General features: G+C 73.3%; 18 protein-coding genes. 6 read left to right on the top strand and 12 right to left on the bottom strand.

Annotated elements, in window-relative coordinates; translation table 11 throughout:
- Nucleotides 1–80 precede the first annotated feature (80 nt).
- Complete coding sequence (locus tag AQI88_RS36930) at nucleotides 81–1022, top strand: aminoglycoside phosphotransferase family protein (RefSeq protein ID WP_079058042.1); 942 nt, start codon at nucleotides 81–83, stop codon at nucleotides 1020–1022.
- Here AQI88_RS36930 and AQI88_RS36925 read toward each other — a convergent pair.
- A complete protein-coding gene (locus AQI88_RS36925; RefSeq protein ID WP_067008497.1) occupies nucleotides 1010–4792 on the bottom strand; it encodes an nSTAND1 domain-containing NTPase in 3783 nt (1260 codons plus the stop codon). The two genes, AQI88_RS36930 and AQI88_RS36925, sit on opposite strands and share 13 nt — an antisense overlap.
- A gap of 379 nt (nucleotides 4793–5171) precedes the next feature.
- Between AQI88_RS36925 and AQI88_RS36920 the strand changes: the two genes are divergently transcribed.
- The 3 genes from AQI88_RS36920 to AQI88_RS36910 all read left to right on the top strand — a co-directional run bounded on the left by AQI88_RS36920 (nucleotide 5172) and on the right by AQI88_RS36910 (nucleotide 7916).
- Nucleotides 5172–6479: a GH25 family lysozyme gene (locus tag AQI88_RS36920; RefSeq protein WP_067008494.1), complete on the top strand. Its 1308-nt coding sequence runs from the start codon at nucleotides 5172–5174 to the stop codon at nucleotides 6477–6479.
- 103 nt (nucleotides 6480–6582) lie between these two features.
- Entirely contained in the window at nucleotides 6583–6999 is a 417-nt protein-coding gene (locus tag AQI88_RS36915) for a peptidoglycan-binding domain-containing protein (protein ID WP_067008491.1), read from the top strand.
- A 167-nt stretch (nucleotides 7000–7166) separates the two neighbouring features.
- Nucleotides 7167–7916 (top strand): PP2C family protein-serine/threonine phosphatase, encoded by a 750-nt coding sequence (locus tag AQI88_RS36910; RefSeq protein ID WP_067008488.1) that lies wholly within the window; start codon nucleotides 7167–7169, stop codon nucleotides 7914–7916.
- Here the strand turns inward: AQI88_RS36910 and AQI88_RS36905 are convergent.
- Nucleotides 7903–8571, bottom strand: a complete 669-nt coding sequence (locus AQI88_RS36905; RefSeq protein ID WP_067008485.1) for a protein-L-isoaspartate O-methyltransferase family protein — start codon at nucleotides 8569–8571, stop codon at nucleotides 7903–7905. The genes AQI88_RS36910 and AQI88_RS36905 overlap by 14 nt on opposite strands.
- A 163-nt stretch (nucleotides 8572–8734) precedes the next feature.
- Here AQI88_RS36905 and AQI88_RS36900 point away from each other — a divergent pair, with 163 nt between their 5' ends.
- Nucleotides 8735–10054 carry a cytochrome P450 gene (locus tag AQI88_RS36900; protein ID WP_067008482.1) on the top strand — a complete coding sequence of 440 codons (1320 nt, stop codon included), beginning with the start codon at nucleotides 8735–8737 and terminating at the stop codon, nucleotides 10052–10054.
- A 33-nt stretch (nucleotides 10055–10087) separates the two neighbouring features.
- Here the strand turns inward: AQI88_RS36900 and AQI88_RS36895 are convergent, their stop codons facing one another.
- Genes AQI88_RS36895 through AQI88_RS36850 form a run of 10 tightly spaced genes read right to left on the bottom strand, consistent with a single transcriptional unit; the run spans nucleotide 10088 to nucleotide 19703 of the window.
- Nucleotides 10088–11188 (bottom strand): 3-oxoacyl-ACP synthase III family protein, encoded by a 1101-nt coding sequence (locus AQI88_RS36895; protein ID WP_244184494.1) that lies wholly within the window; start codon nucleotides 11186–11188, stop codon nucleotides 10088–10090.
- Nucleotides 11189–11191: 3 nt separating this feature from the next.
- Nucleotides 11192–13516 (bottom strand): beta-ketoacyl-[acyl-carrier-protein] synthase family protein, encoded by a 2325-nt coding sequence (locus AQI88_RS36890; RefSeq protein WP_067008479.1) that lies wholly within the window; start codon nucleotides 13514–13516, stop codon nucleotides 11192–11194.
- The gene (locus AQI88_RS36885; RefSeq protein WP_067008476.1) at nucleotides 13513–14805 is read right to left on the bottom strand and encodes a beta-ketoacyl-[acyl-carrier-protein] synthase family protein; all 1293 of its coding nucleotides are present in this window, start codon (nucleotides 14803–14805) and stop codon (nucleotides 13513–13515) included. Before AQI88_RS36885 ends, AQI88_RS36890 begins: the two co-directional genes overlap by 4 nt.
- Nucleotides 14802–15284 carry a 3-hydroxyacyl-ACP dehydratase FabZ family protein gene (locus AQI88_RS47190; protein WP_208616002.1) on the bottom strand — a complete coding sequence of 161 codons (483 nt, stop codon included), beginning with the start codon at nucleotides 15282–15284 and terminating at the stop codon, nucleotides 14802–14804. Before AQI88_RS47190 ends, AQI88_RS36885 begins: the two co-directional genes overlap by 4 nt.
- Nucleotides 15281–16549: a beta-ketoacyl-[acyl-carrier-protein] synthase family protein gene (locus AQI88_RS36875; protein WP_067008472.1), complete on the bottom strand. Its 1269-nt coding sequence runs from the start codon at nucleotides 16547–16549 to the stop codon at nucleotides 15281–15283. Before AQI88_RS36875 ends, AQI88_RS47190 begins: the two co-directional genes overlap by 4 nt.
- On the bottom strand, nucleotides 16550–16999 hold the full coding sequence (locus tag AQI88_RS36870) for a 3-hydroxyacyl-ACP dehydratase FabZ family protein (protein ID WP_067008469.1): 450 nt from the start codon (nucleotides 16997–16999) through the stop codon (nucleotides 16550–16552). It abuts the gene before it with no gap.
- An 18-nt stretch (nucleotides 17000–17017) separates the two neighbouring features.
- A complete protein-coding gene (locus tag AQI88_RS36865) occupies nucleotides 17018–17785 on the bottom strand; it encodes an SDR family NAD(P)-dependent oxidoreductase (RefSeq protein ID WP_067008465.1) in 768 nt (255 codons plus the stop codon).
- Nucleotides 17772–18233, bottom strand: coding sequence for a holo-ACP synthase (acpS, locus tag AQI88_RS36860; protein ID WP_067008462.1), 462 nt, complete (start codon nucleotides 18231–18233; stop codon nucleotides 17772–17774). Before acpS ends, AQI88_RS36865 begins: the two co-directional genes overlap by 14 nt.
- On the bottom strand, nucleotides 18223–18633 hold the full coding sequence (locus AQI88_RS36855) for an acyl carrier protein (RefSeq protein ID WP_067008459.1): 411 nt from the start codon (nucleotides 18631–18633) through the stop codon (nucleotides 18223–18225). Before AQI88_RS36855 ends, acpS begins: the two co-directional genes overlap by 11 nt.
- Entirely contained in the window at nucleotides 18630–19703 is a 1074-nt protein-coding gene (locus AQI88_RS36850; RefSeq protein ID WP_244184492.1) for an ACP S-malonyltransferase, read from the bottom strand. The genes AQI88_RS36855 and AQI88_RS36850 overlap by 4 nt, the downstream gene beginning before the upstream one ends.
- A 160-nt stretch (nucleotides 19704–19863) precedes the next feature.
- Here AQI88_RS36850 and AQI88_RS36845 point away from each other — a divergent pair.
- Nucleotides 19864–20791, top strand: a 928-nt coding sequence (locus AQI88_RS36845; RefSeq protein WP_067008453.1) for an NADP-dependent oxidoreductase, incomplete at its 3' end; no start/stop codon positions are given.

The raw sequence follows: 20791 nt of genomic DNA, 5'->3' as shown, positions 1-20791 counted from the left end.
TAGGCACATCGGGCGGCGGGGCTCCACCGGGTTTACGGCCGCCTCTGCCGCGCGGGCCGGCGAAGGGGGGACAGGTGCAAGTGATCGACCTGCCGGAGGCGTTCGTGCGGACGACCGTCGAGCGCGAAGGAGAGTCCGGAGCCGCGTGGCTCGCCGAACTGCCCGGGATCGTGGGCGAACTGCCGACCCGCTGGGGATGTGTGCCCGACGGTGCGGTCCTGCACGGCGGCGTCGGTGTCGTCGTCCCGGTGCGCCGGGCGGCGGACGGGGACACCGCCGTACTGAAGGTGTCGTTCCCGCACCCCGGCAACGTCCACGAGCCGGACGCGTTCGCCGTGTGGGGCGGGCGCGGAGCCGTGCTGCTGCGCGAGCGTGACGACGACCGGTTCGCGATGCTGCTGGAGAGGGCCGGCACGTCGACCCTGGCGGAACTGGCGGACGGAGACGAGCTGGTCGCGGTCGCGGGGTGGATCAACCGTCGGCTCGCCGTCCCCGCGCCGCCCGGTCTGCCCCGGCTGCGCGAGCAGGCCGATGCCTGGGAGGAGCAGCTGCGCAAGGACGCCGCGGGGCTGTCCCACCGGCTGCCGCCGTACGTGGTGGACGAGGCCCTGGCGACCGTCCGGGAGCTGGCCCGTGCCCAGCCCGACATCCTCGTCCACGGCGACCTGCACGCCCGCAACATCCTCCGCGCCCGCCGTGAGTCGTGGCTGGCCGTGGATCCCAAGGGGTACGCGGGCGACCCCGCCTACGACGGCGGCACCCTGCTCAAGGCGTACGCGGTGTCGCTCCGCGCAGCGGACGATCTGCCCAAGGCCGTCGACCAAGCCCTGGACGTCTTTGCCGAGAGCGCGGAACTCGACCGCGAGCGCGTGCGCCGCTGGGCACAACTGCACCTGGTCCAGGCCGCCTTCTGGGGCCGCCGCCATGGGTTCCGCCGGGCCCGCCGAGGACCACAGCTGGATCGGATCCTTCAATGCGCCGATTTCCTCGCGGAGTTGCTCACGGAGCCTCACCCGTCATGACACGGCGGAGCGTAGGGGAGTTCCGTTACGTAGTGCGGCCATTGCGCCGGGGTGAGCAGGCCGGTGGTGTCGGTGCAGATCCGCCGGATCGCCTGGTCGAGTGCGAGCGGGGTGAGCTCGATCGTGCCGTCCGGTCCCGCCGTGGCCAGCAGCCGCCCGTCCGGGCGGTACGCGGCCGTCTCGATCGCGTCGGTGTGTCCGGCGGTGAGCCCCCTGCCCCAAGGGGCCGGACGGGCCGGGTCGTCCAGGTTCCACATCAGGACGCTCCGGTCGTCGCCGGCGGCGGCCAGTGTGCGGCCGTCCGGGCTGAAACCCACCCAGGTGACCGCGCCGGTGTGGCCGGTCAGCGCGGTGCCGAGGCCGGTGGCGTGCGCGGGAGCGGAGACGTTCCACAGGCGCACGTCGTGGCCCGCGCCGGCGGTGGCCAGCAGCCGCCCGTCGGGGCTGAACGCGCCCCACCGGGTGCCGCCGGTGTCGCCCGTGCGGATGTCCGGCAGGGCCCGGGGACGTGCCGGGTCCCGGATGTCCCACAGCCGGACCTTGTCGTCCTCGCTGGTGCTGGCCAGGGTGTGGCCGTCCGGGCTGGCACCCGCCCAGTGGACGAAGCTGATGTGGCCGGTCAGCGGGTGGCCGAGGGCGGCGGGGTGTGCGGGGTCGGTGACGTTCCACAGCCGCAGGCTGTGCGCCGGGCCGCCGGTGACCAGGACGCGGCCGTCGGGGGTGAAGGCCAGCACGTCGGACTGGTCGGTGACGCCGGTGCGGACCGTGCCGGCCGGCCGGGGACGGCCCGGGTCGGAGACGTCCCACAGCCGCACGGTGCCGTCACGGTCGGCGCAGGCCAGCAGGCTGCCCTGCGGGCGGAACAGCACCCGGGTCGCGGAGTGCTCGTCCGGCAGCTCGCTCAGCTGTCTGCCGCGCGCCGGGTCGCGGACGTCCCACAGCCGTACCCTCCCGTCGTCCGCGCTGGCCATGCCGTGGTCGTCCGGGCCGAACGCGATGCTGGTGAGGGCACCGATGCGGCCGCCCAGGACCGTGCGCGGCAGATGCCACAGCCGTACGGTGTGGTCGTCGCTCGCACTGGCCAGCGACCGCCCGTCGGGGCTGAACGCCAGCCAGTTGACGAATCCGGCGTGGCCGATCAGCGGCTGCCCGAGGGCGGCCGGATGCAGTGGGTCGGAGACGTCCCACAGCCGGATGGTGTGGTCGGCGCCGCCGGTGGCCAGTGTCCGGCCGTCGGGCGAGAACGCCACGGCGAGCAGCGTGTCGCTGTGCCCGGTCAGCGGCTCGCCCAGCGCCTTCGCGCGGGCCGGGTCGGAGACGTCCCACAGCCGTACCTTCTGGTCGTTGCCCACGCTGGCCATCAGCCGGCTGTCCCGGCGGAAGGCGACCGCGTAGACGACGTCCGGGCCGCTCAGCGGCGTACGCCACAACCTGGGGCTCGTGCGGTGGGTGACGTTCCACAGACGGATCATGTGGTCGTGGCCGGGGGCCGCCACCGTCCGCCCGTCCGGGCTGAAAGCGGCTGAGGCGACGGAGTCGGCCGCCCCCGTGAGCGGGTGGCCCAGTGCCCTGGCATGCGCCGGGTCGGAGACGTCCCACAGCCGTACGGTGCGGTCGTGGGACGCGGTGGCCAGCGTGCGCCCGTCACGGCTGAACGAGACGGAGAAGACGAAGTCGCGGTGCCCGGGCAGCGGCCTGCCGAGGGCCGTCGGGTGCAGCGGGTCCCGTACGTCCCACAAGCGCGCTGTACGGTCCCGGCTCGCGCTGGCCAGGGTGTGGCCGTCCGGTGAGAACTGGAGCCAGTACACCCAGCCGGTGTGCCCGGTCAGCGGCCTGCCCAGCGGGACGGGGTGCGCGGGATCGGCCAGGTTCCACAGCCGGATGGTGTTGTCACCGGCCCCGGTCGCGAGCGTGCGGCCGTCCGGGGAGAACGCCACCGCGTACACCGCCTGCGTGTGTCCGGCCAGTACGGAGGAGAGGGCGAGGTGCTGCGAGTCCAGGAGGCCCGCGGCGGCTTCGCGGTCCGGCCGCAGCCGGTGCGCCGCCACGTACATCCGCGCGGCCAGCGACGGATCGGTCGCGGCGAGCTGGCCCGCCTCGGCCACCACCTGCTCCGCGACCGCCCGGTCGCGGCCGGCGCGGGCCAGCGTGCGCTGCTGGAAGGCGATGACGGCGGCCGTCGAGGCGAGCAGCAGCAGGGCGGACACCGCCGACAGCAGGACCCGGAAACGCCGGGCGGTACGGGCCGCCGCCCGCCGCTCCTGCTCGCGGGCGGCGCTGCTGGCGTCGAGGAACGCGCACTCGACCGGACTGAGATCCGCGCGATGCCCGGCGAAGCACTCCTCGGCCGCGGCGAGGCGGGTGCCGCGGTACAGGGCCCCGGGGTCCTGGGCGAGTGCGTTCCAGCCGCGGGCGGCTTCGGTGATCTGGCGATGGACACGCAGGCGGTCGCGGGCGCCGTCGATCCAGGACCGCAGGCGCGGCCAGGCGGTGATCAGTGCCTCGTGGGCCAGGTGCACCGTGTCGCCGTCGAGCGTGATCAGCCGTGCGCGGGCCAGTCGTTCCAGTACCGGTGCCGTGTCGGTGGGAGAGGCGGTGGCGCTCCGCGCCTGTAGTTCGGTGTGGTCGGCGGGGCGGCTGGTGTCCTGGGCCCCTTCACCGGGAGTGATCAGGCGCAGCAGGATGCGCCGGGCGATCTCGGCCTGCTCAGGGGAGAGTTGGTCGTACAGCTCCTCGGCGGTGCGGGTGAGGGCGCCGTGCACACCGCCCGCCGCCCGGTAGGCGGCCAGGGTGAGGGTGCGGCCCTTGCGGCGGCGCCAGGTCTCCAGCAGGGCGTGGGACATCAACGGCAGTCCGCCGGGTTCCTCGGCGACGTCCTCGACGATCTGCGCGGTCAACGTGCGCTCCACGATCAACCCGGCGGCCGCGGCGGGCTTGACGATCGCCGCACGCAGTTCGGTCGGTCCCATGGGGCCGAGCAGGAGAGTGGCGTCCCTGATCGCCGCGGCGAGCGGAGGATGCTCGGCACAGCGGCCGAAGAAGTCCGCCCGCACCGCGATCACCACCCGCAGCCTGCTCTCCGGGTGCACCGCGGCCGCCAGCAGGCCGAGGAAAGCCGTACGCTCGGCCGGATCCGTGCACAGGGTGAAGAGCTCCTCGAACTGGTCGACCACGACGACCGTGTCACCGGGTTCCCGGCTCGCCGTCATGGCATCGGCGTGGGTGGACAACGGGCGCGGCCCCGGCGTGAGGATCCGGATGGCCGCCAGTGGGCACTCCGGCGCACCATGGGTCCGCAGGGTGGGGATCAGCCCCGCGCGCAGCAGGGAGGACTTGCCGCTGCCGGACGCGCCCACCAGCGCGACCACCCGGCGGGCGCACACGCGCTCGGCCAGTTGAGCCACGAGGTGGTCGCGCCCGAAGAACAGATCCTGGTCACCGGGTTCGAAGCGGGCCAGCCCCCGGTAAGGGGCGTCCGCGTCGTCGGCATCCGCCGGCTCGGCGGCCGCTTCCCGGGCCGCCGCGCGCCAGCGCTGCTCCCACTCCCCGGCGTCTGCGCCGCAGGCCCGCACATAGGCCAGCACCACCTCCAGGGACGGCAGTTGCTCACCCGCGGCAGCCCTCGACAACGTGGCGACCGAGTAGTCCGTGCGCTGCGCCATGGCCCGGTAGGTCAGGCCTCCCGCGTCCTGGCGCAGCTTGCGTAACTCGAACGCGAAGCGCTGGACCGGCCCGGCGGCCGGATCCAGCGAGCCCTCACGACGCCCCATCCCATCCCCCATGCCGGCACGAGCAGTTACGAGCTGCAAAGGACAACCCTTGCACCGCGTCGGGCCGATCGCATCCCTGAACAGCACGTTCCAGCCGACCGACGTCCAGGTCCGGTGGCGAGGCCGTTTGTTTCGCGGGCTGTTTCGAGGGTGCGCAACAACGAGCGGCCCCAGAACCTTGAGGCGGATCCGAACACCGGGTCCGGACCGCGGCGTTGCCGCAGCGACGAAATCGGTGGTCCGACGGCGACGGGGGTGCCGCCGGACCACGTTGCGGAAGCAGCCGCGGGGATGCCGTTTCCCGGCCGCCCGTCCGTGGCGGCCGCGCGGCGTCATGACCACCGCCGCAAGGGGCGGACGACCGAAAGGACTTGCACGGATGGCGCATGATCCGGGAAATCCCCGACCAGCTCAGGGGCCTTCTCCCCGTGCCGGACGCGGCCTGCGGACGGCGGCGCTCGGCGCACTGACCGCACTGGCCGCGACCGCCGCACTGCTGGCCACCCCGGCATCGGCATCGGCGACGGCGACCTTCGGTACGGGCCGCGCACAGACCGGCGTCGAAGACCCCGCCCACCGCGCGGGCAGCACCGGCCGAGGCCACGGAACGCAGCCGGGGCAGGCCGCCGATGCCGCCGTGCGAGGGCTCGACGTCAGCGCCTACCAGGAGAGCGTGGACTGGTCCGCGGTCGCCGCCGGCGGAGCCTCCTTCGCCTACATCAAGGCGACCGAGGGCACTTCCTACATCAGTTCCCGCTTCCTCGGGCAGTACGACGGAGCAGCGCAGGCCGGCCTGATCCGCGGCGCCTACCACTTCGCGAGGCCGGACAAGTCCTCCGGCAGCGCCCAGGCCGACTACTTCATCGACCACGGAGGCGCCTGGCGGCCCGACGGCAGGACCCTGCCCGGCGTCCTGGACGTCGAGCCCACTCCGGGCGTGCCCGCCTGCTACGGAGTCGGTCCCGGTGCGACGGTCCGCTGGATCGCCTCGTTCGACGGCGAATACCTGCGCCGCACCGGCCGCCACCCGCTGATCAACACCAACGCGTCCTGGTGGTCGCAGTGCACCGGCAACTCCTCCGCCTTCGCCGCCGGCAACCTGCTCTGGATCGGCAACTACACCGGCACCCCGCACCCACTGCCCGACGGCTGGTCCAGCTACGCCGTCTGGCAGACCTCCGACTCCGGGCCCTTTCCCGGTGACCAGGACCTGTTCAACGGCACGGAGCGGGACCTGAGGACCTTCGCCGCCAAAGGCATCTATACACCCCCTCCGCCACCACCGGCCGGGGCCTGGCCGGTCGTCCAGCAGGGCTACAGCGGCCGCCAGGTGACCACCCTTCAATACCTGCTCAACGCCCACGGTGCGGCGCTGTCGGCCGACGGCTCCTTCGGAACGGGCACCCGCGACGCGGTGATCGCCTTCCAGACCCGCAATCAGCTGACCCCCGACGGCATCGTCGGCCCCAAGACCTGGCAGGCACTCATCACCACCGTCAAGGAAAGCGACCGCGGCGCGGCCGTCAACGCGGTACAGGCCGAACTGAACGCCCACGGTGCGGCGTTGCCGGTCGACGGCTCCTTCGGAGCGGGCACCCGCGACGCGGTGATCGCCTTCCAGACCCGCAATCAGCTGACCCCCGACGGCATCGTCGGCCCCAACACCTGGCTGGCACTGGTGAATTGACCTCACCGATCGACGGGGGTCGGTGCCGGCCGTCTCATACCACCCGCATCGCGCTGTCTGTCCGTGCGGGTCCGGAGAAAGACTCAGAGAGAGGAAACACACGATGTCCATGCGTACGAAGGCTGTGCTCGCGATGACGGCAGTGGCACTCAGCGGCGGTCTCGCCGCAGCGCCCGCCGCATCCGCGGCAACGAGCTCCGCCGCCGCGGCACCGGTCGGCGCCGCCACGACCTACAGCTGCAGCGTTTACTGGCACGAGACCACGAACTACGCGGGCTACACGGCCGGCTACAGCTGGGCCTGGAACGACGTCGTCTCTCCCGGACACGTCGGCGACCGCACGGCCGAGGTCCAGTGCCTGCTGAAGTTCTGGGGGTACAACCCCGGCACGGTCGACGGCATCTACGGCGACAAGACCACGGCCGCGGTGAAGAGCTTCCAGTCCGACAACGGCCTCACCAAGGACGGCTCCGTGGGACCGCAGACCTGGCCGGTGTTGCGCGCCGGGTACAAGAAGTAGGGGACACCCTCCGCACGGCCGGCGAGGCCGCACCCTCCGGGGCTGCGGTCTCGTCCTTCGACCTGCGCGCGCAGTGTGGCGCCGGACCGACGCGCGGAGTGCCGCGGCACGGGTCTCTGGGGAGTACCTACCCTTGAGGTAGGGGGGACCGAAGGCGGTGGCGTCCCATGCGGTACGTGGCGGTAAGTGCGCTGAGTCATCCCGGGCTGATCCGCGAACGCAACGAGGACAGCCTCGTGATCGGGCCGTGGACGCTGTGTGCCACGGTGACCGAGAGTCCGCAGACCCTGGTCTTCCCGCTCGGGACGCCCCTGGTCGTCGCCGTCGCCGACGGGCTCGGCGGGCATCCCGGCGGCGAGGTGGCCAGCGCCCTGGTCGTGCGCCGGATCGCGTCGATCGGCCCCGCCCTGAGCAGCGAGGACGCCGTCCGTGACGCTTTGAACGCCTGCAACCGCGCCGTGTACGTGGCCGCCGGCGGCGACGCGGGAGGTGAGCTCGCGGCCATGGGGACGACGATCGCAGGCGCCGTCGTACAGCCCGGCTCCGTGCTGGCGTTCAACGTGGGCGACAGCCGGGTCTTCGCGGCCTCCCGTGACGGGCTGCGCCAGGTGAGCGTCGACGACAGCCCCCCACTCGCACCCGGGCGGCGCACCACGTCCCTCGTCACCCAGTGCCTGGGCGGTACCCGCACCTACCGGGCCATCCGTCCCCACGTGAGCGCCGAGTCCCTGTCTCCCGGCGACCGCTACCTCATCTGCAGCGACGGTCTGACCGATCCTGTGCCGACGGACGTGCTCGACGCGGTGATGCTGGAGCACGACGGCGGCCGGGCGGTCTTCGAGCTGTGGAAGGCCGCCATCGAGGCCGGCGGCCCCGACAACATCACGCTGGCGGTCGTACGCGTCACGGACGAATAGGGTCCGCCTCGTCCGGCGGGAAGCCGTATCGCCCCTCCAGCCGGACGAAGCAGGCCGGAGTCACCATCCGCAGCTGCACCAGCCCCGATGCGGTGCGCTCGAAGCACACCACCTGCTCATGCCCGCCCGGCCCGATCGGCTGCACCAGGCGGCCGCCCGGCCGCACCTGTACGACCAGCGGCGCGGGCACCTCCGGGAACGCGGCCGACACGAGGACCGCGTCGTACGGAGCACGGTCCGGCACGCCGCCGCTGCCGTCGCCGATCCGCAGCTCCACGTTCCGTACGCCCTGACGTGCCAGGTTCGCGCGCGCCCGGCAGGCTATGTCCGGCCGCATCTCGATGCTGACCACCTCGGCGGCCAGCCGGGCGAGCAGTGCGGTCTGGAAGCCGAGACCCGTCCCGACCTCCAGGACGTGCTCGGACCCGCCCAGACCAAGGCTCTCGATCATCATGGCGGACAGCGAGGGCTGCGTGGTGACCTGTCCCTCGCCGATCGCAAGGGGTACGTCCCGGTAGGCGGCAGCCACCTGACCGGCCGGGACGAATTCCGCCCGAGGCGTCGCGCGCACGGCCTCGAACAGCCGCTCGTCCCTGATCCCGGCGGCTGCGAGGGCCCGTACGAGATCCTCGGGCGCCCTGGCTGCGGAGTTCACGGGGGAGTCACCTCACCACCAGGCTAGGCGGCCGCACACGCCGGGAGTGTGGTGCGGGGCGCTGACCAAGTGCGGTCTGTCACCAGATGCGCCTGCTCCCGTACAGTCCGTGTGGTCGGCGCTCCGTCACGGCCAGGCCCAGCGGTTGACCAGGAGAAGAAGCATGGACATCGAAGCCGGTCTCGGCTCCCTTCCGTCCGTTCCCGGAGCGGGACGGCCGATCCCCGAGGCCGAGCCCGGACTCGTGGAGCGGTGGCGTTCGGGGGGAGGCGAACTGGTCGAGCTGCTGTCCCAGGTGCGCGAGCGGTTCGGCGGCATCGCCGCGTTCCGCCTCGGGCCGGCCCCCACCGTTCTCGTCACCGACCCGCAGGCGGTCCAGCACGTACTCGCCCGGCACCCGGAGCGGTACGTCAAGCGCTCCCATCGCGCCCGGGTGCTGATCGGCGACGGCGTCCTGGCCGCCACCGGTGCGGCCTGGAAGCGGCAACGCCGCTTGTTGCAGTCCCAGTTCACCGGTACCGGGATGCGCCGCTACGAACAGCGGATCACCGAGGCTGCCCGGACCACCGCCGGGCGCTGGGGCGGGTACGCCCGTACCGGGCAGACCCTCGATGTCGGGCAGGAGATGCGCCGCTTCGCGCTGGACGCCATCTGGCGCTCGCTCACCGGGCACCCCCTCGATGACGGGACCGAGCGCGAACTGGCAGCCGTGGCAGCCGTGGCGGCCGCCCTTCCGACGCTGCCTGCTGAAGCCACCGCCGCCCAGGACGCCGTCGCCGCCGATCTCGCCCGGATCGACGCGGTCGCCCGGCACGCCGTCGACGCCGCCCGCAGCGGGGCGGCCGGCCCCGACGGCCCGGGCCTGCTGAAGGTCCTGACCGACGCTGCCACCGAGCGCCCCGAATACACCGACCGGCTGATCCGCGACGAGCTGGTCACGCTGCTCATGGCCGGACACGAGACCACCGCCACCACCCTGACCTGGCTCTACCTGCTCCTCGACCAGCACCCCGCCGCCCGCGAACAAGCGCTCGCCGCGGGCGGCGAAGGCTCGGCGCACCGCCGCCAGGCCATCCAGGCCCTGGTCCACGAGACGCTCCGGCTCTACCCGTCCGCCTGGATCCTGCCCCGCCACGCCACCGAGGACGACACCCTGGCCGGCTACACCGTCGCGGCGGGCACCGACATCCTGGTCTGCCCGTACCTCACCCACCGCGACCCCGAACTGTGGCCGGACCCGGAGCACTTCGACCCCCGGCGCTTCATCACCCCGGACGGCCGACCGACCCACCCGGGCGCCTACTTCCCCTTCGGCATGGGCCCCCGTGCCTGCCTCGGTCTGCAATTCGCGCTCCGTGAAACGACCGTCCTGCTCGAACACCTGCTGCCGGCCCACACCCCGGCCTTCGACTCCATCCCCACGAAGGCGGCGTACGGCATCACCGTCCGCCCCGACGGCAGTACCCGCGCAACCTTGAAGTGACGCCTCCTGACACCGCGGGGGTGGGCCCGGGAATCAGGCCCGGGCAGGAGTGGGCGCCTCCCACGTGAGGGTGAGACCCGCGTAGAGGTACCGGCTCGCCTCGATGGCGAGCAGCAGCACGGTGTCCCCGGGGGTGATGCGGCCGCTGGTCCACCCTGCATCCAGGGCCAGGGGTACGGCTGCGGAGCCGGTGGCCCCGACGTCGGCGAGGTTCTCCACGATGGACTTCTGCAGCGTCGCGTGATCCTGCGCGGACAGTCCCGCCTCCTCGAACTCCCGGCTGAAGTACTCGGCGTTGCCCTCCGGCAGCACGCAGGCGTCGATGTCCTCCAGAGCCAGACCGGACCGGTCCAGCATGTCCTTCAGCCCGGAGACGAAGACCTTCGGGCCGAAGGCGGCGGTGCCGGTGATGTCCAGGCGGATGTCCATCAGACGCCTGCGCTGCTGCTGGGCCGCCAGCGGCGCGTCCGTGCCGCCCCCCACGACCAGCATGCCGGGCTTGCGGGTCCCGCCCAGGCACTGAGTGGCGAACACGGAGGCCGGTGGGGAGGAGTCCGGCGCCTCCTCCCCGGCCCGGAGCACCGCGGCCCCCGCACCGTCACCGAAGGTGTAGACGGTCAGCCGGTCCCGCATGCGTACGGCCATCGGGTCGCCGCCGAGGTACACGTCGGCCAGCAGCGGGGAGATGGACTCCGCGCCGATCACCAGCGCGGTGCGGTAGGTCCCGTCGGCCAGCAGCCGGCGCGCGTAGTCCATGGCCTGGACCGCGCCCACGCAGCCCGCCCGTACCTCGACCACCGCGCAGCGCTCGAGCCCGAGGTGCTGCTGCACATACGTACCGACCACCGGCAGCGGGTAGTCGGGGCTGGCGGTCGAGGTCACCAGCAGTTCCACCTCCGATGCCGCCATCCCCGCCCGCTGCAGCGCCTGCCGCGCGGCGGCGGTGGCCATCTCGGCGGTGCCGGTACGGTGTGCGCCGGTCTCCGGGTCCACGATCCAGTGCCGGCGCTGCACCTCGATGCCCGCCAGGACGTCGTCGGGCAGCGGGCCGCAGAGCCGCTCCAGCGTGGCGTTGTCGATGGGGTCGCCCGGAAGCTCCGCTCCGGTGCTGACGACGGACACGTGCTTGTGCATGGTTCAGGACTCCGATCCGGGGCGCAGGACGAGGGCGATGTGCGTGCCGCCGAGCGACGAGCTGTTGATCAGGGCGGGGCCCGCGGCGCCGCCGTGCCGCCAGTCCTCGATGGCCAGGGTGACGCTGAGATGGGCGCCCGCTCCGACGGGCTCGCCGAGGACGCGCTTGGGCGCCATCACGTCGGCCCGCACCCCCAGTCGGCCGAGAGCCCGCTCCTCCGGGCGGTCGACGGCCGGGATGCCGACGGCGTTGGCCCAGACGGCGGTGAGCTCCTCCGGCTCCGTACCGGCATCCGCCAGCGCCATGCGCATGGCCCGGTACAGCCCGTCGCCCCGGGGGTCCCAGCGGCCCGCACCCGCGGCGTCGTACGCCGTGCCGTGGCCCAGCAGCGTCGCGAGGATCCGCGCACCCCTGGCCCGGGCCGCGGACTCCCGCTCCAGGACGAGCGCGAAGCCGCCTTCGGCGAGGGTGTAGTTCCGCCCGGCGGGTCCTCCGGTCAGCGGCAGCCTGCGGTACGCCTCGGCCGCGGTGTCCGTCAGATCGTCGACGGCCGGGCAGAGCACGGCGTCCGCGGTGCCGGTGCGCAGCATGTCGTGGGCGATGGACAGGGCGGAGGCGCCGGCCGCGTGCGCCGCGGCCGCGGTGGACGTCGGGCCCTTGGCGCCCAGTGCCATGGCGATCTGGCCGGCGGCGGCGTTGTAGACCGTGTTCGGGAAGATGGCGGGGTTGCCGGCGGCCGCCCCCTCTTCCAGCACCGGCCGGATGAAGTCCTCGGTGCTGCGCATGGGACCGAGGCCGCTGCCGAGCACCACGCCGATGCGCTCGTCCGGTGTGAGGCCCGCGTCCTGGACCGCCCGGCGGCAGGAGACGATGGCCAGCCGGCCGAGCCGGTCCACCCGGCGCCGCTCGCCGGGCGCCATGGCGGTGCCCGGATCGACATCCAGGCGGGCCAGCCGGATCCCGTCTTCCCGGACGCCCGCCACGGCACCGGAGCGGAAGGCACGCCACAGCTCTTCCGGCGAACCACCCGCGGGGGCGACCACGCCGATGCCGGTGACCACCACCTGCTCCTCCCACGGTGTGGCGGGGAGCTCGGCGCGGGCACCGGGGCGGGAGAGCGCCACGGTGGCGTTGGCGCCGGCGAAGGCGAAGTTGTTCGACAGCGCCACGTCCATGGCCATGGGGCGGCCGCTGCCCGGTACGGCGTCGAGGCCGCAGCGCGGATCCGCCTCCGTGAACCCGGCGGTGGGCGGCGCCAGTTGCTCGTCGAGGGCGGAGACGGTCACGATCGCCTCCACCGCGCCGGCCGCGCCGAGCAGGTGGCCGATCATCGACTTCACGCTGCTGAGCGCCACCTTCTCGGCCGCCTCCCCGAGCGCGGCACGCACGGCGTTGCTCTCGGCGGAGTCGTTCTTGGGGGTGCCGGTGCCGTGCCCGTTGATGTACGGCACGTCCTCCACCGCGAGCCCCGAGCTGCGCAGTGCACTGCGGATGGCGCGGGCGGCGCCCTCGCCCTGCGGGTGCGGCGCGGTGGCGTGGTGGCCGTCCGCGGAAAGGCCGTAGCCGAGCAGTTCGGCCAGGATGGGGGCGCCCGCGGCCCGGGCCACGGACTCCTCGGCGAGCACCAGCATGCCGCTGCCCTCGCCCAGCGAGAGACCGTCGCGGTGCCTGGAGTACGGCGCGGCGGGGCTGCGGGACAGCGACTGCAGGCTGGAGAAGCCCGCGTAGGCGGTCTCGGTGAACGCGTCGGTGCCGCCGACGAGGAAGGCCTGGGCCCGTCCCGCCCGGATCGCCTCCGCCGCGTGAGCCAGGGCGTGGGCGCCCGAGGCGCAGGCGGTGTTCACCGACAGCACGGGGCCTTTGAGGCCGAACGCGCAGGCCAGGATCTCGGCGATGGTGTGCGGGGAGACCAGCATCAACTGCCGTGCGTCGTCGCGGGTGAGCGGTCCCGCACCGGCACGCCGGAGCACCCGCTCCGCGCTGCGGGTGCCGCCGTTGCAGCTGCCGATCGCCACGCCCCACTGCTCGGCGGGCAGGTCTCCCAGGCCGTGCGCCGACATCGCCTCGCGGGCGGCTGCCAGGGCCAGGTCGACCGCGCGTTCGTGTTCGCCGACGCCGAGGTCGTCCAGGTAGTCGTAGCCGTCAGAGGGGAGCGGCTCGGTGACCTCCCCGCCGATGTCGGTGGCGTAGCCGGCCATGGGCAGGCTGCGGACCTTCTCGATGGCCACCTTGCCGGAGCGGACCCCGTGCCACAGGGCCTCGACGCCGGCGCCCTGGGAGGTCATCGCACCCATGGCGGTGACCACCACCCGTTTTGTTTCCTTCATTTGGTCTGTCCTTCCGGGAACCTGCGCAGTGACAGGGCCACGGCCTGGCCTTCCAGCCCGCGGGCGAGAGCGAGTGCCGTACGGGGGGAGGCGTCGCGCGGGGTGCCGCGGACGCAGTCGAGGTCGCAACCGGGGGCCGGCTCGTCGAGGTTGAGGGTTGCGGGGATGGTTCCGTGGTGCAGGGCGAGCGCCGCGACGGCGGCGTTCAGCGCCCCGGCGGCACCCACCAGGTGGCCGGTCTGCGGCTTGACGCTGGTGATGGCGGCCGCCTTCGCGTGGTCGCCGAGGGTGTCCTTCAGCGCGGTGATCTCGCTGGTGTCGCCCTGGACGGTGGCGCAGCCGTGCGCGGCGACGAAGTCCGTGAGCGGCTCGCGCTGCGCATCCTTCAGGGCGTGGCCGATGGCCCGGGTGAGCCCTCTGGCCCGCGGGTGCGTGCTCGGCGGCCGGACACCGTCGGTGCCGCTGCCGAATCCGTCGATCTCCGCGTAGACGCGGGCGCCGCGGGCAAGCGCACGCTCGCGTTCTTCGAGGACGAGCAGCGCGGCGCCCTCGCCGAAGACGGACCCGTTGTGATCGCGGTCGAAGGGGCGGAAGGCACGCTCGCCCAGTTCGTTGCGGTCGGTGAGCACACCGAGCCCGTCCATCTTCGACATCGTCCACCACGAGGTGGGCTCGTCGTAGCCGCCCGCGACCGCCACGTCCGCCTCGCCCCGCCGGATCGCCCGCATGGCGCGACCGATGGCGAACGCACCGGAGTCGGCGGTCCCGGCGAAGAAGTCGTTGGCCCCGCGGATGCGGTGCTTGCTGGAGATGTGGAACATGGCGGCAGGCTGGAGCCCTTCGACGTAGAACAGCGGCGCCAGCACCGAGGACGCCGTCCGGCCCAGCTTGTCCAGGTCGGCACTGCCGTCGGGACGGGCGATGGAGACGAGGCCGTCGGCCAGGGCGTCCATCCGGGGCATGTCCTTGGCGCTGCCGAGGAACAGGCCGGCGCGGTAGCCGAGCTCCTCCTCGTCGCCGAGCCCGGCGTCGGCGAGCGCCAGGGAGGCGCCGGCCACGCCGAGTTGGTCGCCGCGGCAGAGCATGCGCAGCGACCGGCGGTGGATGAACCGCTCGGGCCGGAAGTCCGCGATCTGGGCTCCGATCCGGGTGCGCAGCGGTGCCGGGTCGTAGCCGCGCAGCGGGCCGATCCCACTGCGCCCCTGAAGCAGCGCGTCCCACGTCGCGGCCGCGCCCTCGCCCAGCGCGGTGAGCAGGCCGACGCCGGTGATGACGACCCGCCGGTTCACGACGCCTCCCGAGCCGTGAGGACCAGCCGGCGCGCGGTGGCGACGGTGCGCCCTTCGACGCGGGCCTCGGCCCGTACCTCGCACGAGCCGGCCGTACGACGGGTCACGTGGACGGTGAGCTCCACCTGGTCGCCGGGGCCGACGAAGTGCCGGAACCGCATCGTGCGCACACTGCTCAGCCGCCAGTGCCGCAGGTCGTCGCCGCAGACCAGGGAGGCCAGCTCCGCCATGTCCTGCAACAGCAGCACGCCCGGAAGCACCGGTCGCCGCGGGAAGTGCGTGCTGAACCACGCGTGCGTGCCGGGGATGTTGCGTACGGCCACGGCGTGGCTGCCGGGCGCGAACTCCAGCATCCGGTCGAAGCCGCGGTCGGACACCGCGGGCGATGGGGGTCCCCCCGCGGTGGGGGTCCCTCCCGCTCGAGCGAAGCCGAGAGCGGGGGAGAAGCCGAGCGTGGGGGACGTCGTGAGGTCGGTCATGTCTCCTCCGGGTGTGCTGCGACGACCAGGCCGGTGTTGGTGCCGCCGAAGGCGAAGGCGTTGATGAGCGCGGCCGACACTCGCGTACGCCGGGCCCGGTGCGGCACATAGTCGAGGTCGAGCCGCCGGTCGGGGGTGTCGAGGTTGACGGTGGGCGGCACCAATGAGTCGCGGACGGCGCCGATCGCCGCCAGTACGTTGAGCCCGGCGCCGGCCGAGGTCAGGTGGCCCGCCATGGACTTCGGCGAGCTGATCACCAGCCGGTGGGCGTGCTCGCCGAACACCTTCTTGATCGCGACGGTCTCGGAGAGGTCGTTGCCCGGGGTGCCGGTGCCGTGGGCCACGACGTAGTCGATGCCCTCGGGGCCCAGCCGGGACTCGGCGATCGCCGCCTCCATGGCCTGGACGGCGCCGGATCCGTCGGGCGGGGAGTCGGTGATGCGCCAGGCGTTGAGCGTGCTGCCGTAGCCGACGAGCTCGGCCAGCACGCGGGCGCCGCGGGCCAGGGCGTGGTCGCGCTCCTCCAGGACGAACGCCACCCCGCCCTCGCCGACGACGAAGCCGGAACGGTCGGCGTCGAAGGGGCGGGAGCCGCGCTCCGGCTCGTCGTTCCACTCGCTGGTCATGGCGCCCAGGAGGCTGAAGCCGAGCAGGTCGCACCAGGTGGTCAGCGAGTCGTGCCCGCCGGCCACCATGAGGTCGGCGTCGCCCTCCTGGATGCAGCGGTACGCCTCGCCGATGGCGTGCCCGGAGCCGGAGCAGGCCGTGCTGGTGCCGATGGCCGGGCCGCGCGCGTCGAGTGCCTGGGCGACGGCGCTCAGCGGCAGGTTCTGGTTGTCGGCCAGCACCTGCCGTGGCGCCTGCCGGAGGAAGGCGTCCGGACGGCCCGTACGCTGCCGCAGCAGCCCGGTGTCGACCAGGAACTGCAGATCCGGCCGGCCCACGCTGGCGCCCATCGCCACCCCGCACGCCTCGGCCGGGTAGGTGCCGGGGCCGGCGTCGGCGTCCCGCAGCGCCTCCAGCGCGGCGGCCACCCCGAACCGGCCGGCCCGGCCGAGGCGGCCGGGTCCGAGGGCGGCCGGAATGGCGGCGCGGGCGTCGAAGTCGCGTACCTGTGCGGCGATGCGCACCGGGAAGGAGGAGGCGTCGAAGACGGTGAGCCTGCCGATGCCCGAACGGCCTTCGCACAGGGCCCGCCAGGTCGACGCGGCGGTGTTGCCGAGCGGGGTGACCGCGCCCGCGCCGGTGATGACCACGCGTTTCATCTACACCGGCCTCCTGCCCAGGAGGGCCTCGGCCATCCGTGCGGTGTCCGCGGGGTCGTCCAGCCGTTCGGCGTCGATCAGGGCGCACATGATGCCCTCTGCCCTCAGGACGGGCTCGCCGTCGACCGACACGGTGCCGTCGAGGACGGCGGCGCCGTCGTGACGGCCGACCACGTCGGCGGTCATCCGCAGCGTGTCGCCGGGGCGCACACTGCGGTGCTCGGTGACCTGGTCGACGCCCAGCAGCGCGGCGCGCTGCCGGTGCCCGGTGCTGAGCAGGAACAGCCAGCTCCCGGTCTGGCACAGCGCCTCGAGGGCGAGGCCGAAGGGCAGCACGGGGCCGTCGGGGCCCGACTGCCAGGTCTCCTCCGTCACCGAGGTCACCTTGCGGGCCGTGATGTGCCGGTCCGGCTCCCAGGACTCGATGCGGTCGATGAGATGGAATCGCATTGTCTCTTCTCCTCCCGGCTACGGCCGGCCCATGCCCAGTTGGGCGGCGAGTCCGCCGTCGATGCGGACCACCTCGCCGGTGACGTACGAGGCCTCGGGGCCGGCGAGGAAGGCGACGACATCGGCGACCTGCTCCGGTGTGGCGAAGGAGCGCATCGGCACCTGCTGCCGGATGCCCTTGCCGCCGTCCTTGGCGAGGACGTCGTCGACGAGTTCGGTCGGCACGATGCCGGCGGCCACCGCGTTGACGCGCACGCCGAAGCGGGCGAGCTCGACGGCCGTGCTGCGGGTGAAAGCGTTCAGCGCGCCCTTGGACGCGGCGTAGTTGGACTGGCCGATCCAGCCGCTGAGGCCCATGACGGACGAGATGTTGACGATCGACCCGTCCCGCTGGGCCATGAAGTCCTTGGCGACGGCCGCGGTGCAGTGGTACGCGCCGCCGAAGTTCACGCGCATGACGTCCAGCCAGGCGTCGGGCGACACATCCCAGATCAGGCCGTTGTCGGTGATGCCGGCGTTGTTGACCAGGATGTGCAGGCCGCCGAGGGCGCTGGTGGCCTCCTCGACGAGACCGCGCGCGGCCTGCGGGTCGCCGACGTCGGCATGCAGCGCGATCGCCCGCCCCCCGGCCTGCTCGATCTCCCGCACCACGGACTCGGCCTCTTCCTTGCGCGAGCGGTAGTTGACGGCCACCGCCGCGCCCCGCGCCGCCAGGGCCAGCGCGACGGCGCGGCCGATGCCGCGTGAGGCGCCGGTGACCAGGGCCGCACGATCATCCAGGGACATGTGTTCCACCGTTCTCGGTCTTCTCCGGGCTGGGGACGGCGTCGGCCTGCTCCGGGCCGGTGCCGGGGTCGCAGACGAGCACCACGTGCGCGATGGCCAGCCCCGCGGCGTGCGACAGGGTGACTTCCGCGTGCCGCAGGCGCCTGCGCCGGGCGACCGAGGCCGCCCGGCCGTGCAGGCGCAGCGCGGGCCTGCCGCCGGCGCGGTTGACCACCTCGACGTCCGTCCAGGCGGCCATGGCGGGCGCACCGCCCAGGGCCTTGAACACCGCCTCCTTGGCTGCGAACCGGCCCGCCAGGTGCTCGGACCGGCGGCTGCGGCGCGCGGTGCAGTAGGACAGCTCGCGGTCGGTGAACACCCGGCCGGCGATCTCCGGCTGCTCGGCCAGCAGCCGGTGCACGCGCTCGACGTCCACGAGGTCGGTGCCGACGAGGATCTCAGGCGGCATCTGCGGCGGACGCCCGCTCGGCGAGCAGGTCGAGGAGGTTCTGCACGGTGAAGAGGCCAAGGACGCCGTCGGCCGTCAGCGGCTCGGTCAGCCGGCTGCGGTCGAACTGCGGGAGCACCTTCTCCAGGTGCGTGAGGCCGGTGTCGTTGACGACCTCGTCCTCGTCCCCGAACTCCTCGTCCGGGATGCCGCCCTGGAGCAGGTCCCCGATGTCGGTCACCGTTATCTTGATCTTGGAAACGCGCTCGATCCTGAACAGGATGTCGAGGAGATCGATCGACTCGGCCCCCAGGTCGTTCAGGAGGGTGGCCTCCGGCTGGACCTCCCCGGCGTCGATGCCCAGGGCGTCGGCGATCGCGTCCTGGACGACGGGAAGCAGCTCGGTGGTGCCAACGGTCATGACATGTCCTTCTCTTGGTGTGATGTGTTGTCGTTGATCAGAGATGCGATGCGTCGTGCGTCGTTGGTGCTGCGGACCACGGCCTCCTGGACGGTGTGCCGGGCGAACGCGCTCAGCACGCGGCCCGGTCCGACCTCCACGAAGTGGCCGTATCCGCCGGCGTGGGCGGTGTGCAGCACGTCCACCCAGCGGACCGGGGCGGCCAGCTGGCGGCGCAGCAGCTCGCGGGCGTGCCAGCCGGAGCGGATCCAGCCGCCGGTCACCGAACTCAGCACCGGTGTGCGGGGATCCGCGAAGTGGCAGCGGCTCAGTTCGGCCGCGAACTCCGCCTCGATTCCGGCCATGAGCGAGCAGTGGAACGGCGCGCCGACCGGGAGTGCCTTGGCTCGCTCCGCACCGCGGGCCAAGGCGAGTTCGCAGGCCGCTGCAACGGCCGGGGCCTCGCCGGAGATCACGGTCTGGCGCGCCTCGTTGTAGTTGGCGACCTCCACGAGGCCATGGCCGGCGGCCTGGCGGCACACGGCTTCGACCTCTGCCGCGTCCAGGCCGATGACCGCCGCCATGCCGCCGGGTGTCAGCTTCCCGACGTCGGCCATGAGCCGGCCCCTGATCTGTACGAGCCGCAGCGCGTCGAGAGGAGCGAGCACCCCGGCTGCCACCAGCGCGGTGTACTCGCCCAGGCTGTGACCCGTCACGGCGCCGGGTGCGAAGTGGCCTTCGCGGCGCAGGACTTCGAGCACCGCGAGGGACATGGCGACCACGGCGGGTTGGGTGATCTCGGTGGCCGCCAGATCCTCGGCGGTGCCCAGGGTGCAGATCTCGGTCAGGGGCAGGCCGAGCGCCAGGTCGGCCTCGAGCAGCAGCGGCCCCGCGATCGCGCCGTGGTGCCGCAGAAGGTCCCGGGCCATGCCGGGGCGCTGCGAGCCCTGCCCGGGGAACATGGCGAGCACTCGCCCGGGAGGCCGCGGCGCCGGCGGCTTGGCGGGTGCGGCCGTCGGGGCCGTACTCGGCACGTTCATTCGTCCGCCCTTCTCGAATTCCCAGTCCGCAGCGGTTCTCTGCGTGGTCATCACGCTGCGTGGGGCTTCTGGGCGGACTGCTTGAAAGGGTCTTGACGCGGGGCGAGCGGGCGCGCTCAAGAAGTCTTCAAGACCGTGGCCAACCGCCCTCGGCCACAGTGCGACGCCGTAGGGACCGCACGTCACGCGGGCGCTCGCAAGGGAGGCACAGGTGAAGGCCGTTTACTACCGCCGGTTCGGCGGTCCGGAGGTCCTGGAGGTAGGCGAGGTGCGGGACCCGACCCTGGGGCCGCACGGCGTGCTCGTCCGCACCAGGGCGGCCGGGGTGAACCCCCTCGACTGGAAGACCCGGGAAGGACTGCTCGCCCCGCTGGCGGATGCGGTCTTCCCCGTCGTCCCCGGCTTCGACGTGGCCGGGGTGGTCGAGCGCGTCGGTGTGTCGGTGACGGAGTTCGCCCCCGGTGACGAGGTGATCGGCTACGTATGGCAGGACGTCGTACGTTCCGGCACCTTCGCCGAACTCGTCGTCGCGCCCGCCCGCACGCTGGCCAGGAAGCCCGCCGGGCTGACGTGGGCGCAGGCGGCCGCCCTGCCGCTGGCCGGGCTGGCCGCGTACCAGAGCGTGGTGCAACGCCTGCGGGTGCAGCCGGGGGAGACGGTGCTCGTGCACGCCGCCGCCGGTGGGGTCGGCACCTTGGCGGTGCAGCTCGCCCGGTGGCGCGGCGCCCGCGTCATCGGCACCGCGAGCGAGCACAACCACGACTTCCTGCGCGGGCTCGGCGCCGAGCCCGTGGCCTATCGAGGCGCCCTGGCCGAGCACGTGCGCCGGCTCGCACCCGACGGCGTGGACGCCGTGCTGGACTCGGTGGGCCACCGGGCCCTGCGCGCCTGCCGGGAACTGCTGCGCCCCGGGGGACGAGTGGTCTCGCTGGTGGAACCGAAGGTGACGGAGCTGGGCGGAAGCTACGTCTTCGCCCGTCCGGACGCGGCAGATCTGGCGGCACTCGGCCGTCTCACCGAGGAGCGACGGCTCGCGGTCGAGGTCGCCCGGACGTTTCCCCTGGAGCAGGCCGCGGAGGCGCTGCAACTGCTTCGCGAAGGGCACACGCGCGGCAAGATCGTGCTGTCGGTCGGTCCCT

This window comes from Streptomyces cellostaticus (genome assembly GCF_001513965.1).
Lineage (GTDB): Bacteria > Actinomycetota > Actinomycetes > Streptomycetales > Streptomycetaceae > Streptomyces > Streptomyces cellostaticus.
Note: the sequence above shows the minus strand (reverse complement) of the source record. Positions and strands in the feature narration are given on the sequence as shown.

What these genes read in the sequence shown, in the direction of transcription:
- AQI88_RS36920 (WP_067008494.1), top strand. Translation starts at nt 5,172, where the DNA reads ATGGCGCATGATCCGGGAAATCCCCGACCAGCTCAGGGGCCTTCTCCC.
- AQI88_RS36850 (WP_244184492.1), bottom strand. Translation starts at nt 19,703, where the DNA reads ATGACCACGCAGAGAACCGCTGCGGACTGGGAATTCGAGAAGGGCGGA.
- AQI88_RS36910 (WP_067008488.1), top strand. Translation starts at nt 7,167, where the DNA reads ATGCGGTACGTGGCGGTAAGTGCGCTGAGTCATCCCGGGCTGATCCGC.
- AQI88_RS36870 (WP_067008469.1), bottom strand. Translation starts at nt 16,999, where the DNA reads ATGCGATTCCATCTCATCGACCGCATCGAGTCCTGGGAGCCGGACCGG.
- AQI88_RS36865 (WP_067008465.1), bottom strand. Translation starts at nt 17,785, where the DNA reads ATGTCCCTGGATGATCGTGCGGCCCTGGTCACCGGCGCCTCACGCGGC.
- AQI88_RS36855 (WP_067008459.1), bottom strand. Translation starts at nt 18,633, where the DNA reads ATGACCGTTGGCACCACCGAGCTGCTTCCCGTCGTCCAGGACGCGATC.
- AQI88_RS36915 (WP_067008491.1), top strand. Translation starts at nt 6,583, where the DNA reads ATGTCCATGCGTACGAAGGCTGTGCTCGCGATGACGGCAGTGGCACTC.
- AQI88_RS36890 (WP_067008479.1), bottom strand. Translation starts at nt 13,516, where the DNA reads ATGAAGGAAACAAAACGGGTGGTGGTCACCGCCATGGGTGCGATGACC.
- acpS (WP_067008462.1), bottom strand. Translation starts at nt 18,233, where the DNA reads ATGCCGCCTGAGATCCTCGTCGGCACCGACCTCGTGGACGTCGAGCGC.
- AQI88_RS36900 (WP_067008482.1), top strand. Translation starts at nt 8,735, where the DNA reads ATGGACATCGAAGCCGGTCTCGGCTCCCTTCCGTCCGTTCCCGGAGCG.
- AQI88_RS36925 (WP_067008497.1), bottom strand. Translation starts at nt 4,792, where the DNA reads ATGGGGCGTCGTGAGGGCTCGCTGGATCCGGCCGCCGGGCCGGTCCAG.
- AQI88_RS36895 (WP_244184494.1), bottom strand. Translation starts at nt 11,188, where the DNA reads ATGCACAAGCACGTGTCCGTCGTCAGCACCGGAGCGGAGCTTCCGGGC.
- AQI88_RS36875 (WP_067008472.1), bottom strand. Translation starts at nt 16,549, where the DNA reads ATGAAACGCGTGGTCATCACCGGCGCGGGCGCGGTCACCCCGCTCGGC.
- AQI88_RS47190 (WP_208616002.1), bottom strand. Translation starts at nt 15,284, where the DNA reads ATGACCGACCTCACGACGTCCCCCACGCTCGGCTTCTCCCCCGCTCTC.